The organism is Hymenobacter endophyticus, from assembly GCF_032464715.1.
Classification (GTDB): Bacteria; Bacteroidota; Bacteroidia; order Cytophagales; family Hymenobacteraceae; genus Hymenobacter; species Hymenobacter endophyticus.
In genome coordinates this window covers 391,966-416,083 of record NZ_JAWDJT010000001.1, presented here as the reverse complement: position 1 = coordinate 416,083, position 24,118 = coordinate 391,966, and the positions used below count along the sequence as shown (strand labels likewise).

The following is a 24,118-nucleotide window of genomic DNA, read 5'->3' as shown; positions in this document are numbered from 1 at the left end:
GCATGCGGTTAGTCGCTTACATATGTCGGCACTTCATCCACCAAGGTTGTAATCTATTCAAGTGGAGGCTGGGCAATTGGAAGAAGCTCTAATCCTCAATGACCATTCGTAGATTAACAGCCCACCAATTATTGATATGGATGCTTCTAGTCAAGAGGGCCTGCGTAAACCGTGTATAGATATAATGCTAATATTAATCAAAATAACACATGCAACGGATGGCGGCCTACCCCGGAGTACACATCTCAAAAAGATTCCAACAGGTAGCCTACAGGGGTATTGTCATTCCTAATAAGTTGGTTCGATAGGAAGCCGACACTAAGAGTTAGTATCAGAAACATGAGCTTCATTTAGACTTGAGCCATGTTGAAAGCTTATTCTTGATAAGAACTTTCCCTCATTACTGAAATCCGTGGTAAACAAAGAAACAGAGGAATCATACGCAGAGCATCAAGATACCAGCAAGCAAGTTGGGATAGCACTGGTGACCAACAATTTTGACAATACTCTGGACTATGCTGAAATCGGCTTAGATGCTTTTGTCAGCGACGGAATTTTAAAGGAAATACCTATTGTCAAGACGGTGGTAGGTGTAGTCAAATCTGGCTTGAAGGTGAAGGAAATATTCTTCGCTAAAAAGATACTGACCTTCATGAAGGAATTTCACTCTGGGAAATTACCTAAGGATAAGTTCTACAAGTTTCAGCAAGAGTTTACTAGTGACGCAAAATATCGTGCAAAGGTGATGGAACAAATCATGGTGTTCAACGATACCTTTCTTCAAGTTGAGAAGTCGAAAGTATTAGCAAACCTGTTCGCAGCCCACTTGAATGAGTTTTATGGCTGGGATGACTTCATTAACCTTAGCTTATGCCTCAATCAAATGAATATGTTCGGTGTATCGTTATTTAATGATATGGCAAAGTTTAAGAAACCCTTTTTTGGAGCTATATATGATGATACTAAGCAGCTCTACCATCTCCTTAGTAGCTCAGGTACAATTTCCGTTTGGGGCAATCATCTGGATATCACGCCATACGGCTTATACATATATCACTATGGCATACAAGGAAAAATAAACGAAGACGTCAGAAAAGCATATCCTTTAATGTTTGAATTGGAGGAATAGGGGTGAAGCAAGCTAATAAGGTTGAAGTTCGGAAGTCGAATACATCAATGGCACCAAACCCGACTAGCAAAGCTATCTAAGATCTGTTGCTTAAGGTATTTAGAGATTTTTTGAGTACAAGTGTGGCCCACAGGCTACCGACTTCGATGCTGAACAGCTGCCTAAGCCGTAAAAGCTGATTGTGATATTGCCCAGGCTTGCTCAATGTTCCGCCATCTCCGAAGAGCCTAAAAGCGACAGACCAGACTGCGAGGAACCGAAGGAGTCTAAAAAGCCCCGTAAGAAATAGAAAAGGCCCCTCAGATAAGGGGCCTTTTCTATTTCTTAGATTTTGGTGCAACAGGTGGATAACAATGCCGCTCGATAATGAGCAACTCCTGTTGAGCATCTATAGCGTATGCCTTCTGCAACTTATACATGGAGTAGCGAGCAGTCATGCATGTGTCAAATAGCTTGCGATACTCAGCTTGTATAGATGGCAATTGACTTCGTACTAGTCTTATGACGGCTATATGCTTACTGATCGAATTGCGCTTCGCTTTTCGGTTTTCAGCATTTACGTGGTCAACGTAAGTATCTATGTCTTGGAAAGTATTAGTACCATCGCTGTAAGGGAATATTCTACTCTGCACATAATGCATTGCTGAGTAAAACGCTGTAGTTACAACCCAATCATGAAATTTAGTATTGGCCAGCAGGAACTCGCAGGCTTCCTTATTATGCTGAGCGTGAGCTTTTGTTGACATCTAAGCAAGCCTACTCTGCAGTTACACCAGTTTGTTTTTCCTGTTGTTTTAACCGCAGGGCGTAACCATCGGCATTCAGGCAAGAGATGTTAAAATCTTTTGAATAAGGAGCAAAAGTAAAGTACAAAGCAAGGTTTTCTTGCTCACTAGCAGTTTCAAGCTCACTTACTAGATTATAGACCTGCTTAAATGATGGTTTCAGGAAGCTTGTGTGCTTAACAAGTACCATTACACTCAGCTCGTCCCATGAAGAAACTTTGAGATAAGCGTCCACAGCAGCAAGCTTGTTCTCTTTAAGGAATGCTAGTACAGCATTGGTTGAAAATGCCGCCTTGGTAGCATTATCCTTCAGAATCTGCACTGCGAGACGCTCCATTTCGCTTACTTCATGCGCAAATCCGTCTTCTCTACCTTTAAGGTAGGCATCTATAACAGCATCAGAATTGAATGACTTTGTCTCCACTTCAGTCGGCTGCCATGCAATAGGGATGGCCTTCCGCACACCTTGCTTTTTTACAGTCGTCATAGTGATAAGTCAGTGTATTGAGAATGGGAGTGCAAAGGTAGCACCAAAAAGAGGACCTATATACATCAACAAGGTACCAAAAGATTCTGTTTCTTCTAAAAGGATTAAATTTTACACCTACTAAGTAGTACTTTACATAGAACATTCACTTAAGATACTATCGTATATCATTGCTAAGATAAATTCGCTATTGTTAGTCATAGGGATACGAATATTAACGGGTGATTACGCATTAATATAGAATAACAGCAGAGGTTTGGATAATAGTAATTCACCTTAACAGCTTTAGAGTGACATATACACATCTGCTATCTTTTCTTTCTTTAATCCAATATAAGCACGGGTAATTGCAATAGAAGAGTGATTAAATACTTGAGATAGTGTAATCAATGCTTCTTCGCTACGATTGTTTATTTCGAATACTCTGCGTCCAAATGTTTTACGGAAAGTATGAGTCGAGCCATTCTGAGTAGTTATACCAAAGCGTTTAAAGATGGATTTAAGCCAACGATTCATGTACTGAAGTGACAATGGATTTCGGCCATAAGAAGAGGCGCTAGGGATTATGTAGTGATCGTTGCTACTGGGTATAGCGAGTTGATAGGAGAGTTGAATAATGCAAAGAAGATTAGTGTTCAAGGCAATTTCTCGCACTTTTCCAGTTTTGCCCTCTTTGATTGTAATACACTTTTTATCTAATATATCAACCCACTTAAGTTTTAGAACATCTCCAGCTCGCAGGCCACCATAAGTAGTTACCGCTGCAAATAGTAACATCCGGTACAATGAAGTTTCGCCTCCGACTTGAGCCGTGTATGTAAGCTTGCTCATGAGTGATTCGAAATCACTCCAAGCAAGGGGGGCTGTTTCCGTCTTTAGATCTCTCACTGCCATATGATCAATGTGTTTCATTAACAATTAAATATAATCATAAGTGAAACCAAAAGGATAAAGACAACTTTGCTTTATTTGTAAATTGCTGTTAATTAGGGGTTTGTGCAATAAGGTTTCACTTTTGATAAATCTGAAACCTATTAATTAATCTCAGCATCAAAACTTTAATCGGTCGAGAGTTGGTGACAACTTTGGGTGTTTGTACTTCGCTCGGTGAGCTAGTGCAACACAAGCTACTTTCGGGGTAGCTCAATATGAACATTCGTTATGTGTTCAATGAGACTGTTGAGCATATCAGCAAATGATTTCAGTAAGCACGATTATGAGTATGTGTAGCCACTACGCAGCTAATAAGCCATCGATTTTTGCGCGACGCACAGCAGCTTGATTAGACAACTTTCGTAGTGCCGTGATGTTGCTACGCTTGCCTTTGTTGTAAACCGTGAGTGTTTTGTACACGTTTTTGCAACTCTGGCTATACGTACAGATCGCTTCTACGATGCCGTTTGTGCCAGTACAGCCGCCTTCATCCACAGTAACGGTTAAGCCGATTTCGGTGAAGTAATCAGCTACTTCCTTAATAACTTTTCGTTCGTTAGATCGACCAGCACTTCCGCCAAACCCTTTCATGTAGTAGGTGTTAGCAGTCAAAATCATTGGTTCTACAGGAGTATTCATCGTTTATTGTGTTAAAAGGTGTAATAATAAATGAGTGAGTATGCCAACTAGGATGGCATGTTGTAGTTATGAGTGAGTAGGTTCGTTAAGGAATGAAGCTGATGGGTTCGATGCTCAGCTACTTTTCCAGCAGAGCCTTTGGATTTAACTTGGTAAATGCCAAGGCTCTTTTTAAGACACGCAAGGGTGAATGCACCTAAGTTGTGAATGTTTCCTTCGTGCTCCCACTTATGTTTAATCTGTGCCATACAGGCGCGCAGCTTCTTATAAGCAATAAGATTGTCCTTCACTGCCATCACAACGTATGTCGCTTGCTGACTAGTGAGTTGAAAAGAGGCTAATTCAGACCATGTTTTGTTGAGCTGCTCGCGGTTCAGTGTAGTGCTAACCGTCTGTGGAGTGCAGTGGGATGTGGGCTGAAGCGGTATTTTAGGTAGATTAGTTGGACCAGCACCTAGTGCAAGCTCGTCGGTTTCCATCGACGTGATATTCTCGTTCACTATAACATCTGGCGAGTGGTCCTGCGTAAGTGTCGCTGGAACCGATGCACGTTTCATCCGAGGCTTTTCCAGTTGCACAGCCGGAATCGTAAAGACAATATGCGTTGCCTTATTGCCTCGTTTGCGAGTTGTGGCAGTGCAATGGAGCCCTGCTGCGCATAACTCTGCCACAGCATGATCAATCACACAACGCTTCAGCCGGGCATAGTCTGTATACTTCCGCTGGTCAGAAAAAAACCAGCGGTGAATTGCTTCTATGGGAGCTACAAACTTCTGGTGTTTCGCTGCGTTGGGGTTATAATAGCTGCGTAAAAGCCAAAGCAGGCGGTACGTGTAAGGGCTTGAAAACTTTAGATCTTTAAAGTTTAAGCAAGTAAAGTTTGCATTCAACCCGAGCAAGTGCTCTGCTAAAGCTGGATTGAAACGCACGTCTATTTCACCTGTTCCACAAACCATAGCCAGTTCTAGGAACAAGTGTTCGCCATCCCACAAGCGGTTTTTCAACTCATGGCAGGCAACCCGCAACGCGGTGTAAGCGCTACCAGAAGGCGTAACTAGCGATGCGACCTTGACGTGGAACGTCTGGTCCAGAGTCTCGGTAGAACGATGCAAGCAACGGAGCGCTGCAGTAAACAAGCGCGTTTCCAACAAGCTCATGGTTGCTTGCGGAAGGCGGATAAAATAATTACTAAGAGAAGCGTGAGCGTTCATTGTGTGGTTTCATGGTAGAAAGCCACACAGATCTAATGCCAACGGTGATTAATGATAAGCGTGATTAGATGGAAACGTAGTATGTAGGTCTGTGTTCTCCTTGGTTAAAAAAAGTATGAGAAAATTATAATGCAAAGGTAAGGTGTATTTGTTTGTGAACAAAATATTTGACACCGTTTTTTTTGTTGTGGTGGCTAGTGGATAGAACTTGATGAATAGGTATTATTGGTTGTATAATAAAGCTTGATGCTTGTGAATAAGTACAAATAGGTTGTGTTATAGGAATGAGTGATGGGTGTAGCGTATTGGTTTTTAATGATTTGCGGGGTTGTGAATAAGATGAATACAATAAAATAACTTATAAAAAACCGAAACGAATAAGCGCTAAACGGTTTCGGTTCGGTTTTAAGATTTTATACTGGAAGAAGGATACTGATGATGGGAACAATACTCTATTAGTGCCACTCATGTCGACTTATAGCTGTCATTGTCTATACACTCTTCCGTATTACTATTGGCTATCAATGAAATCAACTAGTGGTAACAAGATTAGGATTGTGCCACTCACTATTAGATAAATTGGTCTGCATACTGCTATTAATGATCATTTGGTGTATTAGTTAACACGTTGCTGTGAATCAGCTGCACATGGCTGAGGATCGCAGGAATAAGGTTTTCGTTTGGTTGTAAGATGGATGATACATTATAGTATGTGACTTCGTCTTTCGTTGATGCGTTGAAGACGACATTAGCAATGCCCTCCAGTTCCAGCGCCGTAAGCTTGGTTTGAATCATAGCAAAAATTGCAAGCAGGGTGTTGACTGGAGGAACCCCGCCACAGATCAGCGAAATCTTCGCGCCGTGTTGCTCAAAGCCGATTCCTCCCGGTGTATCTGCGCTTCTAAACTGGTACACGTCATGCAAATGGTAGAATAATGCTTCATAATTGATAGTGCTAGTGGGCTTATTATCACCTGCATTCACAGCTGATTGGGTAGCATCGTCACGAAGCGTAGTGTCAAATTGCTCGTAAAACTTTAAATGTTGAAGGACAGGGTAGGGATAAGGTGGTTGACTATTGCTCATGATTGTATTCTGTTTTTTCTAGTAAGTGCTGAACGTCCGTTAGTAAAAAGTAAAAACGTGTTCCTTCAACAATTTTTGAAATCTGTGCCTTTGCTAATCTGCGGTGTAAGCAGGAGGAAGGCAAAGTATAACGTTGAGTAATCTGCTTGCGGGTAACATATTCATTTCCATCGAAATAGTGCGTTATTTTGCATTCCATTGTGCGGCTCGTTTACTCTATATATCACGAACGGAACATTCCTTTCCGTTCATTTTTCGTGATATCATATGCTTCCTGAGCAGGTTAAACCGAAACCGAAATTGTTCACCAAATCTTCTTGCATGATCAAAGACCGGATTGTAGCTCTCTCGAAAGACTTATTTCTTGCTGTTGCTGCTGCAGATGCGTTAGGCGTACCAGTTGAATTTGAGGACCGAGATGAACGACGAGCCGATCCGGTACGGGGAATGCGCGGGTACGGGACGTTCCGGCAACCTGCGGGAACATGGTCGGACGATTTCGCGCTGGTGGCATGTACCGTCGAGTCGATGATTGCGGCGGGTCCGAGTAAGCTAGACCTTCAGGATCTTGGAAACCGATTTTGCAACTGGTATCGCTACGGTTATTGGGCAGTCAATCAGGTGTTTGACATCGGCATTGCTACCCAAATGGCTTTGGAACGCATCGAAATGGGATGTGATCCTTATGAAGCGGGTGGAGTTAAAGAATTTGATAACGGAAACGGCGCGTTGATGCGCATCCTGCCACTGCTGCTGCATCCTTTATATCAGCAAGCCGATTCAATGCAGCGTCAAGAACTTGTGCAGGAGCTTTCCAGCGTTACCCACCGTCATTCGCGTTCCGCACTTGCGTGTTACCTGTACCTGCAATTCGCTGATCAACTACTGCACGGGAGGAGCAAACAAGAAGCCTATGCTTACCTGTGTGAACACGGTACCGAGGATCTAACCCAAGACTTGCGCCGGGAGGTACCGCATTTCACGCAAGTGCTGAGTGGTCAACTACAGCAGCTTGAGGAAGATGCTATTGATTCATCAGGATATGTTCTGCATACCCTAACAGCAGCCTTATGGTGTGTATTAAATCACAATAGCTATGCCGATACGGTACTAGCTGCGGTAAACTTAGGCTTCGACACGGACACAACAGCGGCTGTTGCTGGACCTCTGGCTTTGTTAGCTGAGCAGCAAAGGTCGGGTATTCCGGTAGAGTGGCGTCACAAGCTTGCCAAACGAGCCGAGATTGAAGACTTAGCAGATCGGTTCATCACAAGAATGGATTGGTGTAGGTAGATAATGATTTGCAGAGACCCACGATTGTAAGTGTAATCATCGTTTCCACTTTATGATCAAATATTATTTTCTATCTGCTGCCCTTTTGTTCTCAGGAGTAACTCGCAGCCAAAACCCCCAACACATTTACAAGCCTGCGTGTGACCTGAAACGGTTGAATGACGAATATGTCAAGCTGCTTGAAGCAAAACGCAAGTTGCTCAATCCCAAAGCTCAGAAGGTCATGTTCACTGCTGCTCTATTACCTGACGCAGTGTTGCACAATAGATCAATGGAAGAGCGTGACAAGTTATATCATTCCGATCAAGCGCAAGCAGTGGAACTCATTGGGATGAGTTCGGAAATATCCAATCTGCAACAAGATCCTAAAAGGATTGCGCTGTATATCTGGAATATTTTTAACTCTTCAATTAAAGGGCATTGCGAAGCGCAGGAGGATGTAGAAAAATACAAAGTGGCAGTCAGTTGTAGCCAGAAATACTTTGTGGTGCGTTTTCAGCCGATCCCAACGCTTTACGGATACTAGTTTTTGAGTTAGAGTAAGTACTAAGATTGTATAGGTAAGTCAACCTGAATATGTCCTTGTTGATACCCGTATGAAGGCTGCTTCCTTACGGGCAGCCTCTGCGGTAACTGGCATTGTATTTCGTAAAGCCAAATTATTAACTGAGGAAAAAAGGACACATAATATAATGTGTTATTCCTGTCAGTACCTATGGTATACCATATGTGTCCTTTTTTGCACCTATTCAAGAAAGTAATTTTACAATGATTTATCATTGGTGCACCCATAAGGAGTGCAGGTGTTCTGTGTATACTAGCGTAAATAACTACCAATGAGTGAGATGTGAAGTAATATGGAAAATAGTTTAACAAGAACTAAAACTATTAATATACCCTATGATATAATAAGAAATATGAGATGAAACATGAAGACAAAGTACAACTATCATTGGACTCAGGTCAACATCCGACCTGAAACCAAGCAAGCATTGATGATCCTGTGCGGTGCGCTCGGTAATAATATTATGAATGTGCCACAATCAACTGTAATTGATACATTGGTCAATGATAAGATTAAAGAATTAAACCTTAAAAAAATAATCCTATGAAGTGCCACGTAAGACAACTATTAACCCAATAACTCTACTATATCCCAATCTATTATCAGTAAATGAACTTTCGATTGATTCTAGATATCATGATTTTAAAATAGGTTCCAGTGCATACTACTTGTTGTTTCATATTCTATGTGAGCCATATCTTGCCTTGGAAGAAAGGAAAGATAATTACGTATACATTCATTCTGATATTATTCAAAATGTTCTGGGTAGTAACTACAATAAGATCATCAATGTATTGATAGAAGAGCAGTATATCGTAGTTAATCCATACTATTCCAAGCATCTGCATATCTGCAAGTCATATGCTATTCATCCTAGGTTGATGGATGAATCAAAACCTTTGCTAACAGTGATATTCAAGAAAAGCGCAGTATTGCATAAGAAGATTAAGCGCATTGCTAGGACCAACTTGTCAAAATGCGTTGATGATGCAATAGGCATAGGTCGGCAACATGTGATTGATATGACTGCTGAGCTAGTGTTGCAGCCCGATAGGGAAGCACTAAACTATGTTGATAATTGCTTCAGTAGCACCAGCAATCCAAATACAGCCGAAATGTATTTTCACTATTGGAATACTAACCCTCTTAAAGGGTGCGGAGTCGATGCGTTTGGTAAGCGCGTACATAGCGTTGTTACTAATATGCCCAAAGTGTTACGTCGTTGCTTACGGTTTATAGACGATCCTACCATGCCGGTAGCCGAACTTGATATCGTAAACAGCCAACCGTTTTTCTTGTCTGTACTCAGCGCCGTGCTTGTCGATACCTTCGTTCCCGAATGCGCAGCTGCAGTTGCTATATGCCGTAGGTACGAAGCAAATGCAGACTATATCTGGTTTCGTAAATTGTGTGGTAACGGATTGATCTACGAAGAATTGAGCAAGCAATATGAGAATAGGTACGGGTGTAGCTACGGAGTAGCAGACAATGATGCGAGGGAGGTAACTAAAGGACTGGTATATGGTGTGTTTTTTTCCGACTACTCAAAGGCGGTCAACGGTTTAAACAGGGTATCTTACACCGAACACAGTAAACTCAAGAAAAACTTCTTCCGGCTGTTTATGGATATTTTCCCTTCCGTCTACAGTTCGTTCAAGGAAATCAAGTCGTTGTACTGGTCCTTCACAGTCAATAGACAAGGAGTGCACAAACAATACGCTAATAACTGTCTACTAGCACAGAGGCTGGAATCTGCAATCATGTTCGACTGCTTGTTACCTGCTTTGCTCGATAGGGGCATCAACTGTGTCGTGACCGTGCACGATTGCTGTATTATCAGGCGAGCTGACGTTGCAGCCGTTAAGAGGGTGATGCTTGATACCTTTCAGAGCTTAGGGCTGCATCCTGAAATCAAGGTAGTAAGCTGAAGAATAGTAAGTAGTGGCAATAAGCGTATGCAATTAGATGATGATCAGGAGTTCTGCTATTCGTCTAATCGCATACGCTTTCGCAATTCTGTTTCCTGCATTAGCTGTTGTTCATTGGCGATGTCTTTACGAACAAGGACGTAGCCGACGCTGCCTAGTGAGGCGAACAAGATCCCTACGCCACTGAAAGTAGATATTTCGCTGCTGACCAGCTGGTCGAGCAATACCAGACTTACACCAGCAATGAAGCAGAACTGCCCTTTGCGTTGGTAACGCCGCAGTTTCGATAGCTCGTCAAGGGCAGTTTGGGGTTGCTTGCTGGGCGTGTGCACCTTATGGATGTATTGGTTAAATACTGGTTATTGAGTGATTGAACGGTTTCTACCTGTTTACTCTCTGGTTGTTGATGGAATCAGTCAAAGCCTTTCGGGCATCTCGCTGGTGGGTCGCAGCATCACGGTATGCAGAATCGAGCCGTAATGCACATGATAAAGTGCGTATAGCAAGACTCGGATAGCCAAGTTGCAATTCTGAGTAACCCTTTAAGTTATAATATGTTGAGTTTGTTGTGTCGCCAAGTGCTAGCGCACAATCAACATCCTGAATAGCTTGCTGGTATTTGCTTGTAGCCACATACAACAGAGCTCGGTTACCGAAAGCAGGGGAGAAGCTAGGGGTTAGTTGGATCGCGCAGGTATAATCCTGTTCAGCTAGCTTGAACTGGTTAGACAGGTAATATGCATACCCCCGGTTGTTGTAAGCTATAGCTGATGATGAATCTATCTGGATAGCAGCGGTGAAATCGGCAATTCCCGCTGCATAGTTCTGCAACTCGTCCTGAGCGTATCCCCTGAGTATGTAGTGTTGTATACTGTCCGGCTGGTGAGCAATCAGGGTATCCAGCTTGTTACTAGCTGCTTCGTAGCGCTTTTCAGCAAGTGCCCTCAACACGGCTTCACGTTGTGGGAGAGGACTATTGTGTGAACAACTACCTAGTAGTATGGAAAAAGCAATCAATATCGATGGTAACGCAGTGCTCTGGATCTGATACTTCAAAATGATAGATGAATGAGTAGGTACGACTAGCTGATCATCCATAATGGGAGTCTATGGCATAGTGCCATTAACAGTAACGAGTGTAAAAATAGTATGGTGCTAAGTAGAAGTTGTGCCGATGTTCCTCTATACTTGCTGCGAAACTTATTATAACAATAATATGACTAGGCATATCATCATATCAGATGCTAGAATCTACTCGTGTTATATCATCGCAATTCATAAAATCGCCGCTTTGATGCTATATGTACAAGCGAGAAGGAGTATGCAGGGGTTTCCTTGCGCCAGTGGCTCTATGAAGAGTTTATGGGCAAATCACCCTACCTCTGGATGAATTATATCACGAAGAATGATCCGGATGGTGCAAATCGTCCTGAAGGAGCACAGAAGCCGCAGGGTTGATTTGCAATACATTCAATAGCTAATAATTAGCTCCATATTGATGAAAAACAGGGTTTTAAGTGCCGTAGTATCCCTTGTGGTCCTCTTCGGGTGTGACAATGTTGAGTCATCTGTCAAAGAATTATCTGAGACTTCCCAACAAAGCAACAATGAAGATGGTGGAGAGCGAGATGCTGATCTCGAAGCGTACTCAGAAAGTGCTGACACGACAGCCACAGAACAGTTTGAAGCTTCGGACGAAGATGATTTGCCAACTCAACACCTCACCCAGTATTATGGCAATGGACCAACTGTCAAAAGACGGTTCTCATTGGTAAACAATAAATTAAATGGGGTCGTGTATGACTATCACAGAAATGGAAGAGTTGAACTCAAGAGCGAGTATAATGAAGGAACGCCAATAGGTGAATGGATATATTATTCTTATGATGGTGATAAAGAAAAAGAGCAAGAATATTACGGGAATGGTAAAATAAAGACGGAGATAAATTATGATTACAACGGTGAGGTAAAAAGCAAAATAAAATTAGGTTGGGAAGGGAATATCGCTGAATACTTTGAAAAGAATCCTAAATACCTCGGGATGGATGGCGAAGACCTTGCTGGTACTGGTGAAGGTGGGCTTCTGTCTGGAACAGCGCTAAGCCACTGTACACAGTGTGTACTTGGTATACCGGGTGTTCGTGAGCTAACAGCAGAATCAGCTGAAAAATTAGACCAGCTGAAACGAGCAGTTAGCGATACTCATCCTGATAATCCAGTCAAATACATTCGATTTAGATTTAGCAACGCTTCAGTTGAAGGGAGACAACTTAATCTCATGAGCGCTGATATTAATGCGGTGGATTATTATTCATCGTCTAACGAGTTGCTGAGCTCTAGGTGAAGGTGGGTAGATGATAAAATCATGTTGTTTTTTTGAAAGTTAATATAATGTATGATTAAAGTAAAAAGTCTTCGTCACAAAACGGATATTCCACACGCGCTGATTGTAGCGCGTATGTCTGTAGAAAATCTTCCTGCACTGGGGGGAGATTGGGAACTTATGAGTAAAGAGGTAAGAGCAGAGGAGTGTAAGTATCTATTCGCTTATGGCGATGTAGATGTTGAAATAAATCTTAATGAACTCACACAGAATAAGACTCAAGTTATAATTGAGTTGACTGATGGAGAACGTAATGAGGTTGAAGTCGATCTATCTGAACATAAGAAAGATGTAGAATCCGTAGAAGTATTAATTAACCTGAATGCCTCTTTTTTCAGCACTAAATGTCTATTCACGAATGATGACGAGATTTATATACTTGATAAGTCGGATATGCCCAATGGTTTCGAGAAATCATTAAAGGGCGTGAAAGACGGCGAAGAGGATGAGGACGACGAAGAGGATAGCAAGAAGAAATTGTTTGCAGCCCCTTTCTCATTGAAGGGTAGAATACGTCGCACCGAATACTGGCTCACCATACTACTTACTATGGTAATCTCTGCTTGCTTGTCTGCATTCGTCATATATAGACTCTCACAAGATTCGAATGATATAGTAATATGTATAGTAATAGCCTTTGCTGTTTTAGCCCCGGTTTGGTGGATGAATCTAGCTCAAGCAACTAAGAGGTGCCATGACCGTGGAAATAGCGGAGTGTATCAACTAATTCCGTTTTACTTCATGTGGATGGCATTTGCGCCTAGCGACGAAGGAGCAAACCGATATGGTGCAAGTCCAAAGTAATGCTCTTGGTATTTCAATACAGCGGTGCATATGAGAATCAAAAGCCCCTCTTAACACGATAAGAGGGGCTTTTTGCAACTATCTTGGAGCTTTCACTTTGTAACGTTTACTTCAATATGACTTGTTGTAGATAGGTAAGTTGAAGATATTAAGCGTATGTTCTACCACTTTCTTTTTGCGTTTATCCACGTAACTCTGTAATGTCTTCAAGTTAGTGTGTCCTGTAATACTCATAACTACAGGTAGAGGTGTTCTGTAGTCTAGCAAAATGTTAATATGTGACCTTCTTCCACAATGAGTAGTGATACATTCATATTTCCACCGGGTTTCCTTGATTTCTTCACCACCTACAGGTGTAATAATCGTTACCTTCTTATGCATCGACGATAATTCCTTACATATTTCAGCTATATACTTGTTCGTATCATCATCTTCCATAGCTATGGAAGGTATGTCGAAATTACAACGGTTCAACACATACTCTGATACAGGATTCAAAGGAACATAAACCTGTACGCCCTGCTTTTTACCCTTTTGTGTGTATTTATTGATATAACCGTCCTCTATATCATCACTCGTAATGGTAGACCCATCAGAGAAGCGAAATGATGTAGCGCAGAGGAATAACAACATTAATCTAGCCCGTTCTTTTGCTTTAGAGAACCCTTCCATCTGCATTACTTCCAGAATCTCAGCTTCAGACAGAGGAAACACCTGATCATTCTTCTTCTGAAGAGAGAATTTGTAGCGCTTATACTTAGGGTTTACCGTTATGCCTTCGGGTAGCAGATCGGAATATGCATCATAATAATTGAGCATTGTCTTGATCTTAGAGACATAATTCTCTACAGTGTCATTAGACCGTACTCTACCAATCTGATACCGTATCAATTCACCATTCTCTCTCTTCTCAGTCATAGGGTTTGCTACCTGCTTATAGATGGGGGTTCTAGAAGGAGTAGTGTTCAACCATTGTTGGAACTTGATCAGCCACTGATCATCAACATCACCAATCCTAGCATCAGCATCAAACTGAGCTACTGTATTGATAAAACTGGTCTGTGTACGAATAGTCGAGGCTGATAAAGTTGTGCCTACACCATTACGCTTCATGTAGTTATGCAGCCAATCAGTGAGCTTGTCACCATAGTCAACGCTATGCTTCTTCTTGATAGCTGCTAGCTCTCTTTTCTTCTTGGCTAATTCACGTTCCAGCTTCTCAATAGCTAATTCATCTTCTGGTATACTTCCTATCTCTACAATCTTCTTTGCACTGTCCAGACTGCTATTAAATCTTGCGTTGTGAGCTTTCCTTGCTTCCTCAGCTGCGTTTGCAATCTTAGTTTCTTTAATCTTATTCAGCAGTTCAGATACTAAGGCTGACAAGGCAACCGCCGTAAAAGGGACTTTTTTGTCGACAAGGGTATCATGAGCCTGTAGAATGCAATCTAGTACCTCTTCAATTGCTCTGTTTGCTTCTAGGTATCCGGGTTTACCGGTTTTGACAAAGTTATCCTTGCTTAAATGTTGAGGGTCAACAGCAGTATCAGGAACTGCTATTCCCTGATGCCTAATGCCACGATAGCTATATCGTATATAAACAGGCTTAATAGGCTTGCTCCCTCTACAGAATGCTGTCAGAGTGGGTTTTTCATTGGTAGGACGAGGCATTATAGGGCTTTGCTAATACGCTGTATGTAGGTGTTTCAACATTTCGCATCCAATTCAATGACCCATAGGAGGGATGAAAGAATCTGTATACAGAAACGCTAAATGTGTATACCAAAACTAAGGTAATATGCCTTAAAAGCCTGATAAACGAAAGAATAGTTTTTTAGGTGTTTTGGTTGTGGAAAAGGGGCGCGGTACTACCGCGCCTTTTTTTATGCTTGGCAAGCAACAGGTTATGCTAGTATGGTGATTATGCGGAGTGTTACCGTGCTGCTAACAAGCTGGGGTTTGGTTGCAGCAAGTCAAGTTACAGTTGTAAAAAGCTATACGGTGCCGACAGCCCGCTACGCGAGTGTGCTAAAAGCATATGCTGTACCTGCCTACACTCAACGAGCCGGTTTCTTTCTGGATGTAAACAGGCTATCCGGTCAACCTCGCTTTTCCTTGGTAAAGGAGCAACGGCAGAAAGCACCAGCCGCTGGGTTGTGCTACATCGGCCGTGCCAATGCCCACGGATAAGCAACCTATTTTACTACTCCTGATTCTCAGCGCAGCTCCCGCAGCCTGGCTAAAGTGCCTGTACGTATGCTGGCAAGTTTGGACAGGCGTTGTAAGCTAGTTGTCCTAATAAAGTCAACAGCCAGATTTTCAACCGGGTCGTTGTGTTACCCGCATACGAGTGCGTGCCAATCACTGCGCAGCAACAGCCTATCTGCCGTAGTCAGGGCTGCCCCCGGCGGTTAGCCCAGGCTTTCGGTTCACTCTAAGTACTTGCATCAACCACAGCGCCAAACGTATCCGGGTGTACACAAAATAGCCTCAACCCGCCCTGCTTACCAAGGGGAATTGAGGCTATTACAGAGGGTGAAGCGCAGGTTAGAATACCACGCGTAGCTCATAGCCACCGGGGGCAGCATCTGAGGCATTTTCGACCCGGAAAGCGCCAACACGGCTGGGGCCATAGCCCAGGTTTACTTTCACCCATTCGTCGCGGACGGGGAGTTGCTCTATAATTTGCTGACGGAGCCGGGCCAGGTCGTTGCGCAGGTTTTCAACGTTCTGCTGTGCCTCGTCCTCCTCCTGGGCGTAGCTGCCGGTGGGGGGGCGTTGCTCAAAGGGCTGCGTTGGAGCAGCCGGGGCATGCGCAATGGTAGTAGCCGTAATTTCGGCCTGAGCCATTTGTTTTTCCGCTTTCAGATAGGCCTGCACCATTTCTTCCAGGGGTAGCAATGCGGGGTCGAGATAATCAAGGTTACTGGCCATGAGGGCAGGAGGTAGACGGTAGAAAGAATGCTTGGCAGAACGCAAAACCTGGCCTGAAGGATGCACCGCTACTCAGCCGCCGCGCCTTTGGCCTTGTTGCGCTGGCACTTCTCGCCGCAGTATTTTACCTCCTCCCAGCTGTTGCGCCACTTTTTGCGATACTCAAAGGGCCGGCCACAGGTCTGACAGATTTTGGTGGGTAAGTTGCCCTTTACGAGCCGGGTTGCAGGTTTCATAGGCGAAGAAGCAGAAGCTGCTCTTTAACCTGAGCCGCGGCCCAGATGTTGCACCGGAGCTATGGCTACGGCGCCGGCTGTATCTTTGCCCTATGTCAACATCTGTTTCTGCCGCTCCCGATGCTCTGGGGCAGGCTTTGTTAGCGTACCAGCACGGCCACCTAAGCGCCACGCTGGCCGTGCACAGCTCCGTAGCCGACGAGGAGGTACTGCCCGCCGCCTACTTTTTTCGCTCCCTGTGGGAAATGCCCGAAATGGAGCGCACCGCCCTGGAAGAGTGCCGGGGCCGCGTGCTAGACCTGGGTGCCGGAGCTGGCTGCCACGCCCTGGAGCTGCAGCAGCGCGGCTTTAGTGTGAAAGCCGTGGATATTTCGCCGGGCTCGGTAGAAGTAATGCAGGAGCGGGGCGTACGCGAGGTTGCCTGCCACGATATTTTTGACGCGGCCCTCACGCAAGGCGAAAAGTTTGATACGCTGCTCATGCTCATGAACGGTATCGGCCTCACGGGCACGCTGGCGGGCCTCGAGCGGTTTCTGGAGCACGCCAAAACCCTGCTGGCCCCCGGCGGCCAGATCCTAGCTACCTCCTCCGACATCAGCTACCTGTACGAGGACGAGGAAGGGGCCCTGGTATTTGACCTGAACGGCCCCTATTACGGCGAGGTAGAATACACCATGCACTACGCCAACCAAACCGGTGCTGCTTTCCACTGGATTTTTGCCGACCCGGCTTTGCTGCAGGATTATGCCGAAGCGGCGGGCTACGCAGTAGAGTTTCTGGAAGAGGACGACCAGCAGCAATACTTAGTACGCCTCACGCTTCCCTAACCCCGCTCAAACCTGGGGCCGCCGCTGGCGGTTACCTCTCCTTACGCTGCTTTTGTATGTCTGCATTCGAACGAACCTATACCGTACGCTGGGCTGATATGGACCCCAACGGCCACATGCGCCACTCCGCCTACACCGACTATGCGGCCCAGCACCGTATTGAGTACCTCTCCGAGCACGGCTTCACGCTACCCTTCTTTGCCAAAGCCGGCCTGGGGCCCATTCTTTTCCGCGAAGACACCCGGTTCCTGAAGGAGCTGCACATCAATGAGCAGTTGCGCGTAACGGGTGAGCTGTCGGGACTGAGTGAGGACGGCTCCCGCTGGAATATTGTGCACACACTCTACAAGCCCGATGGTCGCCCGGCGGCTACGGTGGCCGTGGAAGGCGCCTGGCTGGATTTGCGGGCCCGCAAGCTCACCGTGCCACCCGCCGAAATTACGGCCCTTATGCGTGCCTTGCCCCGGCACGCCTCCTACCAGGATATTGTGCGGGAACCCCGGTAGTAAGTCAGGCAAGCTGCCGCCCCGAAAAAAGTCCCTCGCGCCGTATGGTGCGAGGGACTTTTTTTATTTATGAAACAGCTTACTTCACGGCCCGGGTGATGCGCTCCACTTGCTTCTGATGGTGCAGAATGTGGTCGAGCATAAAATCCAGGGTTTGATAGATGGTGAGTATACCGGAGCGCGGGTGCTTGAAGATGGCACGGTTGAGCAGGTTACCCGGAAACTCGTTGAGCAGCCGCTCCAGCCGCCGGCGCACTGCCGCCCACTCAGCCTGCATTTCGGGTAAAGGGGGCAGTTCAGTGGGCGTGGCTTTGGCTAAATATCCGGGAGCTTTAAACCGGGTAAATGGCAACCGCAGCAACACCCGCAGCAGCCGCGACTTCAGAAAGGAGCCGAGGCCGGCCTTCGCCAAGGAATCCGACTGCAGCAATTTTTTTTCCATGTATTGCCCAATGCCCGTTTCGGCCACAATAAGGTGCTGGACTACCTGCGCCGCCGACCATTGCCCTGGCCCCGGTGATTGGTTTGCCTTGGGCCCCAGGGCCGTTACGCTGTCTAATAAATGGGTGGTAGCTAATTCAAGCTGCTCAAGACGAAGATGCAACCGGTGGTTCATACTAGGATGGGAGTAAGGAAAGAGCGTTGGCAAAAGGTACGTAAAATCTATCTTGGGTTTTTCCGCCCGCCCCATGCCTCTACGCTTCAGCTACCCCTTTCGTCCCTATTGCCCGCCCCTCGTGCCCGAAGAGGAAGTAGAACGCCGCAGTCTTCAGCTGTATGAGCAATTAAACGAGCGGCGTTCAGTACGAGAATTTTCCAGCCGCCCGGTACCCCGCTCTATTATCGAAAGCCTGATCAAAGCGGCTGGCACGGCTCCTAGCGGGGCCAACAAACAGCCCTGGATGTTCTGCGCGGTGCAGAATTTGTCTTTGAAAAAGCAGATTCGGGTTGCGGCCGAGCAGGAGGAAATAGAATCGTATGCTCACCGGATGTCGGCGGAGTGGCTGGAGGACTTGGCCCCCTTGGGCACCGATACGCATAAGGAGTTCTTGGAAACCGCGCCCTGGCTACTGGTCGTGTTTCGCCGCGTGTACGAATTTCGGCCCGATGGTAGTCAGCACAACAACTACTACGTGAGTGAATCGGTGGGGCTGGCGGTAGGGTTTCTGCTGGCTGCGGCCCACCAGGCCGGGTTGGTGGCCCTGACTCACAAACCCAGCCCCATGAACTTCCTGGCTCGGCTGCTGAACCGGCCCAAAAATGAGCGGCCGTTTCTGCTGATTCCTATCGGCTACCCCGTTTCCGATACCCTCGTTCCCGATATCCACCGTAAGCCGCTCGACGAAATCAGCGTGTGGTACTAAATTGAAAGTGAGTAACCTGCTCCAGGGAAAAGCAACATAGCTGACCCTAGCCTAGCACTGAAACGAAAAGAGGTGCCCATTTTGCAAGGGGCACCTCTTTTGCGTGGTTAGGAAGTTGATTACTTCGAAACGTACAGCACTTCTTTTACCGCTTTTACCGTGCGCTCTATGTTGGGCAGGGAAGCCTCAATGAGGGTAGGGGCGTAGGGCAGGGGCACGTCCTGGCAAGTGATGCGCAGCACGGGGGCATCCAGGAAATCGAAGGCGCGGCGCTGCACCATGTAGGCCAGCTCCGAGCTGATGCTGGCCAGGGGCCAGGCTTCTTCCACTACCACCATGCGGTTGGTTTTCTTCACCGATTCGATGAGCGTGTCGTAGTCGATAGGACGCACGGAACGCAGGTCGATTACCTCGGCATTGATGCCTTCTTTGGCCAGTTCATCGGCGGCGGCCAGGGCCACTTTCATCATTTTGCCGAAGCTCACGATGGTTACCGACTCGCCGGGGCGCACCACGTTAGCCTTGCCAATCGGGATGAGGTATTCCTCCTCGGGTACCTCGCCCTTGTCACCGTACATCAGCTCCGACTCCATGAAAATCACCGGGTCGGCGTCGCGGATGGCGGATTTCAGCAGGCCTTTGGCGTCATAGGGCGTGGAAGGCACTACTACTTTCAGGCCGGGGGTGTTGGCGTACCAGTTCTCGAAGTTCTGGGAGTGCTGCGACGACAGCATGCCGGCGTTGCCGGTAGGCCCCCGGAACACGATGGGGCAGCTGTACTGCCCGCCCGACATGGAGTAGATTTTGGCGGCCGAGTTAATCACCTGGTCAATGGCCACCAACGAGAAGTTGAAGGTCATGAACTCAATGATGGGCAGCAGGCCGTTGATGGCCGCGCCCACGCCGATGCCGGCAAAGCCCAGCTCGGCAATGGGCGTGTCAATCACGCGCTCCGGGCCGAATTCGTCGAGCATGCCCTGGCTCACTTTGTAGGCGCCGTTATACTCGGCTACTTCTTCGCCCATCAGAAACACGCGCGGGTCGCGGCGCATTTCTTCAGACATGGCTTCACGCAGGGCTTCCCGGAATTGGATGGTCCGCATAATCGAAAAGGAAAGTCAAAAAGTCAACTCAGAAACAAAAAGCCGGCGCAGGTCCGGCCCGTAAAGCTACAACGACTAGCCGGGACGGGCAAACGGTGAAATTGTGAAGTGGTGAAATTGTGAGTTTGATATTCTGGTAGCGCCATTTTTATAATCTGCGCCTGCAAAACATCAAACTCACAATTTCACCACTTCGCAATTTCTCCTTCTACCGCAGTGACTCCATAAACTGCTTGCCTTTGGCGTATTCGCGGAACTCCAGGTCCTCCACGGCGCGGTTGGCGAAGGTGCGGTCCAGGCTCACGGCGCGGCGCAGGTGCATGGCCATGGCGGGCTCATTCTGCTGGCGGGCGGCCACAATGGCCAGGCAGTAGTACACCAGCGGGTCCTGGGGGCGCAGGGCAATGGCCTGGGCATAAATATCGGCCGCGCCGGTGTAGTTGCCCTTCAGCACGTAGATGAGGGCGCGGTTCATGATGTTCTGGTAGGTTTTGGAGCTGTAGCTCAGGCTGCGCAGGGCATCATCCAGCTGGCCGGCTTCCACTTCCAGGGCAGCTTTATCGGCGAATATCTTGCTGAGGATGGCGCGGGAGCCGCCCAGCTTGATGGCGTAATCATAGTTCTGGAGGGCTTCCAGCTTGTCGCCGGCGCGGTGGTAGGCGCTGCCCACGCGGTAGAACAGCTCGGCGGTGGGGTTGCGGTGGGCGGCCAGCGTGAAGTTGACGGCGGCCCGGCGCAGGTAGGCTTTCTGCACTTTGGGGTTCACTTCTTTCTCGGAGCGCAGCAGCAGCACCACGGCCAGGTTGTGGTAGGCCTGCCAGAGGCCGGTGGTGGCCACGGCCGTTTCATAGATGCGCTGCTTCTCGGCCAGCAGGGGCGTGAGGTTGGCCGAGTAGCGCAGCTCCTCGGGCGTGAGGGCGTCGGCCTCGGTCTGCTTCTCCACAATCTTCTTGGACAGCAGGTAAATCTCGGAGTCGTAGCGCTTGGGGGCGGAGTAGCGCACGGCCACCGTGCCGAAGCGCATGACGGGGTAAATGTACTGGTCGAGGTAATCGTAGAAGCTCAGGCGGCGCAGGCTCTGCTCTTTCTGGGCATAGGTACCGGGCGCATCATTGATGAGCAGCACCACCGAGTCAATCTGGGCCGGCTTCAGGGCCGACTGCTGCACCTTGTTCAGGAACAGGTCCCAGCGGCGGTGGTAGGCCTCGGTTTCGAAGTCGATATTGCTGACTTTGTTGAGGTAGGAGTCCGTATCGACGCGCGTTTTGTAGTACTTCAGCAGGGCCTGCACGCGCTTGTCGGCCAGGCGCGGGTCGTGGCGGTCCAGGGAGTCGGGCGAGTGGCCGGCCACAATCATCACCTTCTCGGTGTGCTGGTTGGCCTCGATGAAATCTTCCAGCGCGGCCACGTTGGTACCCAAGTAGTTGCGCACCTCGGCCTTGCCGGCGTCAAAGAAGAAGGGCAATACCCGGGTGCCGCTCATATTGTTGTCGGCGGTTTCGGGCAGCAGGGTAATGGCCGTATCCTGGCGCACCACCAGGCGGCTGGTGGTTACAATGCCCCGGGCCAGCGGAATTTCCGGGCCCTTGAGCCGCTTGCCGTTGGGTTTGGTTTCGCGGGCATCGGTCAGGGCCAGCAGCTGGCCGGGACTTTTCTGGGGGCCATACGGAAAGGCGAACTGCTTGCGGATAACCAACTTGTCTTTCTGCTGCTCATCGTAGAGAAACTCACCGGATACAAACGTGAGGCGGCCCACGGTGTCCTCGCGCAGGCCATTCTGGTAGCGGTATACCAGGCCCAAGTTGTAAGCGGCGCCCTTGCGCAGGTGGCTGGCAGGCACTTTGGCCGTTACCTCAAACAGCACGTTTTCGCCGTTGCTTTCCAGCACGGTGGGCTCCACCGTCAGCTCCTGCCCGGCCTGCGCCTGCTTGAGCACCTTAGACAGAGGTGAGCAACCAACGAGGCCCGCTACGGCTCCAAGTAGAATAGTACCGGAAAAAAAACGGGAAGTGGAATTCTGCATGGGCAATAGGCAAGGCGTGGCGCTAAATTCAGACAACAAACGGAAAAACCTTCCGAACCGACGTATCTTGGAGCGGCTTCCGTGCGTAAGTGCTTGACAACGGCCACTAATTATCGTAAGTTGAACTTGGTTAGCCTCGCTGGCAACTGTTATTCAGATGATATGAAACGACTAACCGACTTTATCGAAAAGCAAAGTTTTGGCGTGTGCGACGCCATGGGCAACCGGCTGGGCTTCAGCAGCAGCAGCGTGCGGTTGTCGTTCGTGTACGCCTCGTTTTTTACGTTTGGCTCACCCATTGTTCTTTACTTTGCCCTCGCCTTCTGGATGAACATGCGCCGGGCCCTGCGCCAGCAGCGCCGCACCGTCTGGGATTTGTAAGCCGCTCCGATTCCTCAACTACCGCCTGCCCCCGAAAAAGGGCAGGCTTTTTTACGTGTTCAGCAAGTCTGTTAGGTAAGCTTATTGGCCGGCAAATCAGTGAATTTGCGCTGGCCTCGGCCGAAGTAGGCCCAGACCAAGCTGCCCTGGTACACGCCCGCCCGCTCGGCGCTACGGAGTTTAGTGGGCTGCTCCCGCCGCCGCTGCCGCCAGTAGGAGCGCCGGAAAAAGAAATCGGCATGCGCCTTTACGATGGCCCGGTAGTCGGCGCGGTGGTTTTGCAGAAACAGCCGGACGGCTGCCACCCAGTCGAGGAGTAGGCGAGTAGGCAGCACCCACGCCAGCTCAGCCGAATGCGTGTTTTTGTACACCAAGGCGAGGCCGTTGTGGAAGTTGAGGTAGGTTTTGCGGGGGTTGGATTTATGCAGCGTACCGCCGCCCACGTGAAACACCGTGCAACCGCCGTGGTACCACACCTGCCAGCCGGCGTTCTGCAGCCGCCAGCACAGGTCAATTTCCTCCATGTGGGCAAAAAACACTGGTTCCAGCCCGCCCAGCGCGTGCCAGGCTTCGGTCCGCACCAGCATACACGCACCGGTAGCCCAGGCAATGGGGCGCGGGTCGTCGTACTGGCCGTGGTCGGTTTCCAGGGTGTCGAAGAGGCGGCCCCGACAGAATGGGTAGCCCAGCTGGTCGAGGTAGCCACCGGCGGCCCCGGCGTACTCAAACTGCCGCCGCCCGGTGGCTACGGTGCTATACTGCCGGATTTTGGGCTGACAGGCGGCAATGCGCGGATTGCCTTCCAGCAGCTCCCGTTGCGGCCGGAGCCAGCCAGCGGTAACTTCCACGTCGGAGTTGAGCAGCACGTAGTACCGGAACTCGGCCCCCACCTGTGCCAGCGCCTGGTTATAACCCTCGCAAAAGCCCAGGTTTCCGGCGTTACGGATTATCCGCACCGCCGGAAACTCCTGCTCTACTGCGGCCACCGAATCGTCGGTGGAGGCGTTATCGGCCAGGAATACAGTAGCGCCATCGGAAAAGGCCAGCACCGAGGGCAGAAATTGCCGCAGAAACGCCCGGCCGTTCCAGTTCAGGATAACCACGGCTACATCGGCGCAGGGCGCGGCAGCGGGCGTACTAGAGGCCAAAGCCGCCGAGGTCGAGGCCGGGGATGTTGGGGATGAGGCCGGAGGTTTTGCTCTTGATTTCTTCCTTGGCTTTGTCGCCGGCTTCTTCCATCACCTTGTTCACGGCGGCCACTACCAGGTCGGCCAGCATGTCCCGGTCCTGGGGTTGCAGCAGGCTCTCGTCGATTTCCAGCTTGAGCAGGCGGCGCTGCCCATTGGCCGTGGCGCGCACCAGCCCGCCGCCCGATTCGGCGGTGGTGGTAATGTACTGGAGTTGGTCCTGGGCCTGCTTCATTTTCTCCTGAAGCTCTTTCATTTTGCCCATCATGCCCATGATATCAAACATCGGAACGCGGTAGTTAGGGTGGTAAAGA

Annotated in this window: 25 protein-coding genes; 10 read left to right on the top strand and 15 right to left on the bottom strand. The window is 48.2% G+C overall.

The window, feature by feature from the left end; genetic code table 11:
* Positions 1–412 precede the first annotated feature (412 nt).
* The gene (locus ROI90_RS01730) at positions 413–1,129 is read left to right on the top strand and encodes a hypothetical protein (protein ID WP_315996613.1); all 717 of its coding nucleotides are present in this window, start codon (positions 413–415) and stop codon (positions 1,127–1,129) included.
* Between the two features lie 756 nt (positions 1,130–1,885).
* Here the strand turns inward: ROI90_RS01730 and ROI90_RS01725 are convergent.
* The 5 genes from ROI90_RS01725 to ROI90_RS01705 all read right to left on the bottom strand — a co-directional run bounded on the left by ROI90_RS01725 (position 1,886) and on the right by ROI90_RS01705 (position 6,270).
* A complete protein-coding gene (locus tag ROI90_RS01725) occupies positions 1,886–2,401 on the bottom strand; it encodes a hypothetical protein (protein ID WP_315996612.1) in 516 nt (171 codons plus the stop codon).
* Between the two features lie 285 nt (positions 2,402–2,686).
* On the bottom strand, positions 2,687–3,313 hold the full coding sequence (locus ROI90_RS01720; RefSeq protein WP_315996611.1) for a tyrosine-type recombinase/integrase: 627 nt from the start codon (positions 3,311–3,313) through the stop codon (positions 2,687–2,689).
* Positions 3,314–3,634: 321 nt separating this feature from the next.
* Positions 3,635–3,973, bottom strand: coding sequence for a hypothetical protein (locus tag ROI90_RS01715; protein WP_315996610.1), 339 nt, complete (start codon positions 3,971–3,973; stop codon positions 3,635–3,637).
* A 47-nt stretch (positions 3,974–4,020) separates the two neighbouring features.
* Complete coding sequence (locus ROI90_RS01710; protein ID WP_315996609.1) at positions 4,021–5,184, bottom strand: replication initiation protein; 1,164 nt, start codon at positions 5,182–5,184, stop codon at positions 4,021–4,023.
* Positions 5,185–5,781: 597 nt separating this feature from the next.
* Complete coding sequence (locus ROI90_RS01705) at positions 5,782–6,270, bottom strand: hypothetical protein (RefSeq protein ID WP_315996608.1); 489 nt, start codon at positions 6,268–6,270, stop codon at positions 5,782–5,784.
* Between the two features lie 267 nt (positions 6,271–6,537).
* Between ROI90_RS01705 and ROI90_RS01700 the strand changes: the two genes are divergently transcribed.
* The 3 genes from ROI90_RS01700 to ROI90_RS01690 all read left to right on the top strand — a co-directional run bounded on the left by ROI90_RS01700 (position 6,538) and on the right by ROI90_RS01690 (position 10,056).
* On the top strand, positions 6,538–7,563 hold the full coding sequence (locus tag ROI90_RS01700) for an ADP-ribosylglycohydrolase family protein (RefSeq protein ID WP_315996607.1): 1,026 nt from the start codon (positions 6,538–6,540) through the stop codon (positions 7,561–7,563).
* 52 nt (positions 7,564–7,615) lie between these two features.
* Entirely contained in the window at positions 7,616–8,089 is a 474-nt protein-coding gene (locus tag ROI90_RS01695; protein WP_315996606.1) for a hypothetical protein, read from the top strand.
* A gap of 743 nt (positions 8,090–8,832) precedes the next feature.
* Positions 8,833–10,056: a hypothetical protein gene (locus ROI90_RS01690; protein ID WP_315996605.1), complete on the top strand. Its 1,224-nt coding sequence runs from the start codon at positions 8,833–8,835 to the stop codon at positions 10,054–10,056.
* Positions 10,057–10,112: 56 nt separating this feature from the next.
* Here ROI90_RS01690 and ROI90_RS01685 read toward each other — a convergent pair whose 3' ends face one another.
* Both ROI90_RS01685 and ROI90_RS01680 read right to left on the bottom strand, forming a co-directional pair.
* A complete protein-coding gene (locus ROI90_RS01685) occupies positions 10,113–10,388 on the bottom strand; it encodes a hypothetical protein (RefSeq protein ID WP_315996604.1) in 276 nt (91 codons plus the stop codon).
* 49 nt (positions 10,389–10,437) lie between these two features.
* Positions 10,438–11,154, bottom strand: a complete 717-nt coding sequence (locus ROI90_RS01680) for a tetratricopeptide repeat protein (RefSeq protein ID WP_315996603.1) — start codon at positions 11,152–11,154, stop codon at positions 10,438–10,440.
* Positions 11,155–11,554: 400 nt separating this feature from the next.
* On the opposite strand from ROI90_RS01680, the gene ROI90_RS01675 reads away from it, so the two are divergent.
* Entirely contained in the window at positions 11,555–12,400 is an 846-nt protein-coding gene (locus ROI90_RS01675) for a toxin-antitoxin system YwqK family antitoxin (protein ID WP_315996602.1), read from the top strand.
* Positions 12,401–12,451: 51 nt separating this feature from the next.
* Positions 12,452–13,243 carry a DUF805 domain-containing protein gene (locus ROI90_RS01670; RefSeq protein WP_315996601.1) on the top strand — a complete coding sequence of 264 codons (792 nt, stop codon included), beginning with the start codon at positions 12,452–12,454 and terminating at the stop codon, positions 13,241–13,243.
* 111 nt (positions 13,244–13,354) lie between these two features.
* Here ROI90_RS01670 and ROI90_RS01665 read toward each other — a convergent pair whose 3' ends face one another.
* The 3 genes from ROI90_RS01665 to ROI90_RS01655 form a co-directional block, all read right to left on the bottom strand.
* On the bottom strand, positions 13,355–14,914 hold the full coding sequence (locus tag ROI90_RS01665; RefSeq protein WP_315996600.1) for a tyrosine-type recombinase/integrase: 1,560 nt from the start codon (positions 14,912–14,914) through the stop codon (positions 13,355–13,357).
* An 876-nt stretch (positions 14,915–15,790) separates the two neighbouring features.
* Positions 15,791–16,177 (bottom strand): hypothetical protein, encoded by a 387-nt coding sequence (locus ROI90_RS01660; protein WP_315996599.1) that lies wholly within the window; start codon positions 16,175–16,177, stop codon positions 15,791–15,793.
* Between the two features lie 68 nt (positions 16,178–16,245).
* Positions 16,246–16,413, bottom strand: a complete 168-nt coding sequence (locus ROI90_RS01655) for a DUF2256 domain-containing protein (RefSeq protein ID WP_315996598.1) — start codon at positions 16,411–16,413, stop codon at positions 16,246–16,248.
* A gap of 92 nt (positions 16,414–16,505) precedes the next feature.
* Here ROI90_RS01655 and ROI90_RS01650 point away from each other — a divergent pair, with 92 nt between their 5' ends.
* Both ROI90_RS01650 and ROI90_RS01645 read left to right on the top strand, forming a co-directional pair.
* Positions 16,506–17,240, top strand: coding sequence for a class I SAM-dependent methyltransferase (locus ROI90_RS01650; RefSeq protein ID WP_315996597.1), 735 nt, complete (start codon positions 16,506–16,508; stop codon positions 17,238–17,240).
* A gap of 56 nt (positions 17,241–17,296) precedes the next feature.
* On the top strand, positions 17,297–17,746 hold the full coding sequence (locus ROI90_RS01645) for an acyl-CoA thioesterase (protein WP_315996596.1): 450 nt from the start codon (positions 17,297–17,299) through the stop codon (positions 17,744–17,746).
* Positions 17,747–17,825: 79 nt separating this feature from the next.
* Here ROI90_RS01645 and ROI90_RS01640 read toward each other — a convergent pair whose 3' ends face one another.
* A complete protein-coding gene (locus tag ROI90_RS01640) occupies positions 17,826–18,362 on the bottom strand; it encodes a DinB family protein (protein ID WP_315996595.1) in 537 nt (178 codons plus the stop codon).
* A gap of 73 nt (positions 18,363–18,435) precedes the next feature.
* Here ROI90_RS01640 and ROI90_RS01635 point away from each other — a divergent pair, with 73 nt between their 5' ends.
* Positions 18,436–19,110 (top strand): nitroreductase family protein, encoded by a 675-nt coding sequence (locus ROI90_RS01635; RefSeq protein WP_315996594.1) that lies wholly within the window; start codon positions 18,436–18,438, stop codon positions 19,108–19,110.
* A 119-nt stretch (positions 19,111–19,229) separates the two neighbouring features.
* On the opposite strand, the gene ROI90_RS01630 is transcribed toward ROI90_RS01635, so the two are convergent.
* Both ROI90_RS01630 and ROI90_RS01625 read right to left on the bottom strand, forming a co-directional pair.
* Positions 19,230–20,213 carry a pyruvate dehydrogenase complex E1 component subunit beta gene (locus ROI90_RS01630; protein WP_315996593.1) on the bottom strand — a complete coding sequence of 328 codons (984 nt, stop codon included), beginning with the start codon at positions 20,211–20,213 and terminating at the stop codon, positions 19,230–19,232.
* A 208-nt stretch (positions 20,214–20,421) separates the two neighbouring features.
* Positions 20,422–22,236: a tetratricopeptide repeat protein gene (locus ROI90_RS01625; RefSeq protein ID WP_315996592.1), complete on the bottom strand. Its 1,815-nt coding sequence runs from the start codon at positions 22,234–22,236 to the stop codon at positions 20,422–20,424.
* A gap of 162 nt (positions 22,237–22,398) precedes the next feature.
* Between ROI90_RS01625 and ROI90_RS01620 the strand changes: the two genes are divergently transcribed.
* The gene (locus ROI90_RS01620) at positions 22,399–22,617 is read left to right on the top strand and encodes a PspC domain-containing protein (protein WP_315996591.1); all 219 of its coding nucleotides are present in this window, start codon (positions 22,399–22,401) and stop codon (positions 22,615–22,617) included.
* Positions 22,618–22,688: 71 nt separating this feature from the next.
* Here ROI90_RS01620 and ROI90_RS01615 read toward each other — a convergent pair whose 3' ends face one another.
* Positions 22,689–23,765, bottom strand: coding sequence for a glycosyltransferase family 2 protein (locus tag ROI90_RS01615; protein WP_315996590.1), 1,077 nt, complete (start codon positions 23,763–23,765; stop codon positions 22,689–22,691).
* Positions 23,755–24,090, bottom strand: coding sequence for a YbaB/EbfC family nucleoid-associated protein (locus ROI90_RS01610; protein WP_125419077.1), 336 nt, complete (start codon positions 24,088–24,090; stop codon positions 23,755–23,757). The genes ROI90_RS01615 and ROI90_RS01610 overlap by 11 nt, the downstream gene beginning before the upstream one ends.
* Positions 24,091–24,118: the final 28 nt, after the last annotated feature.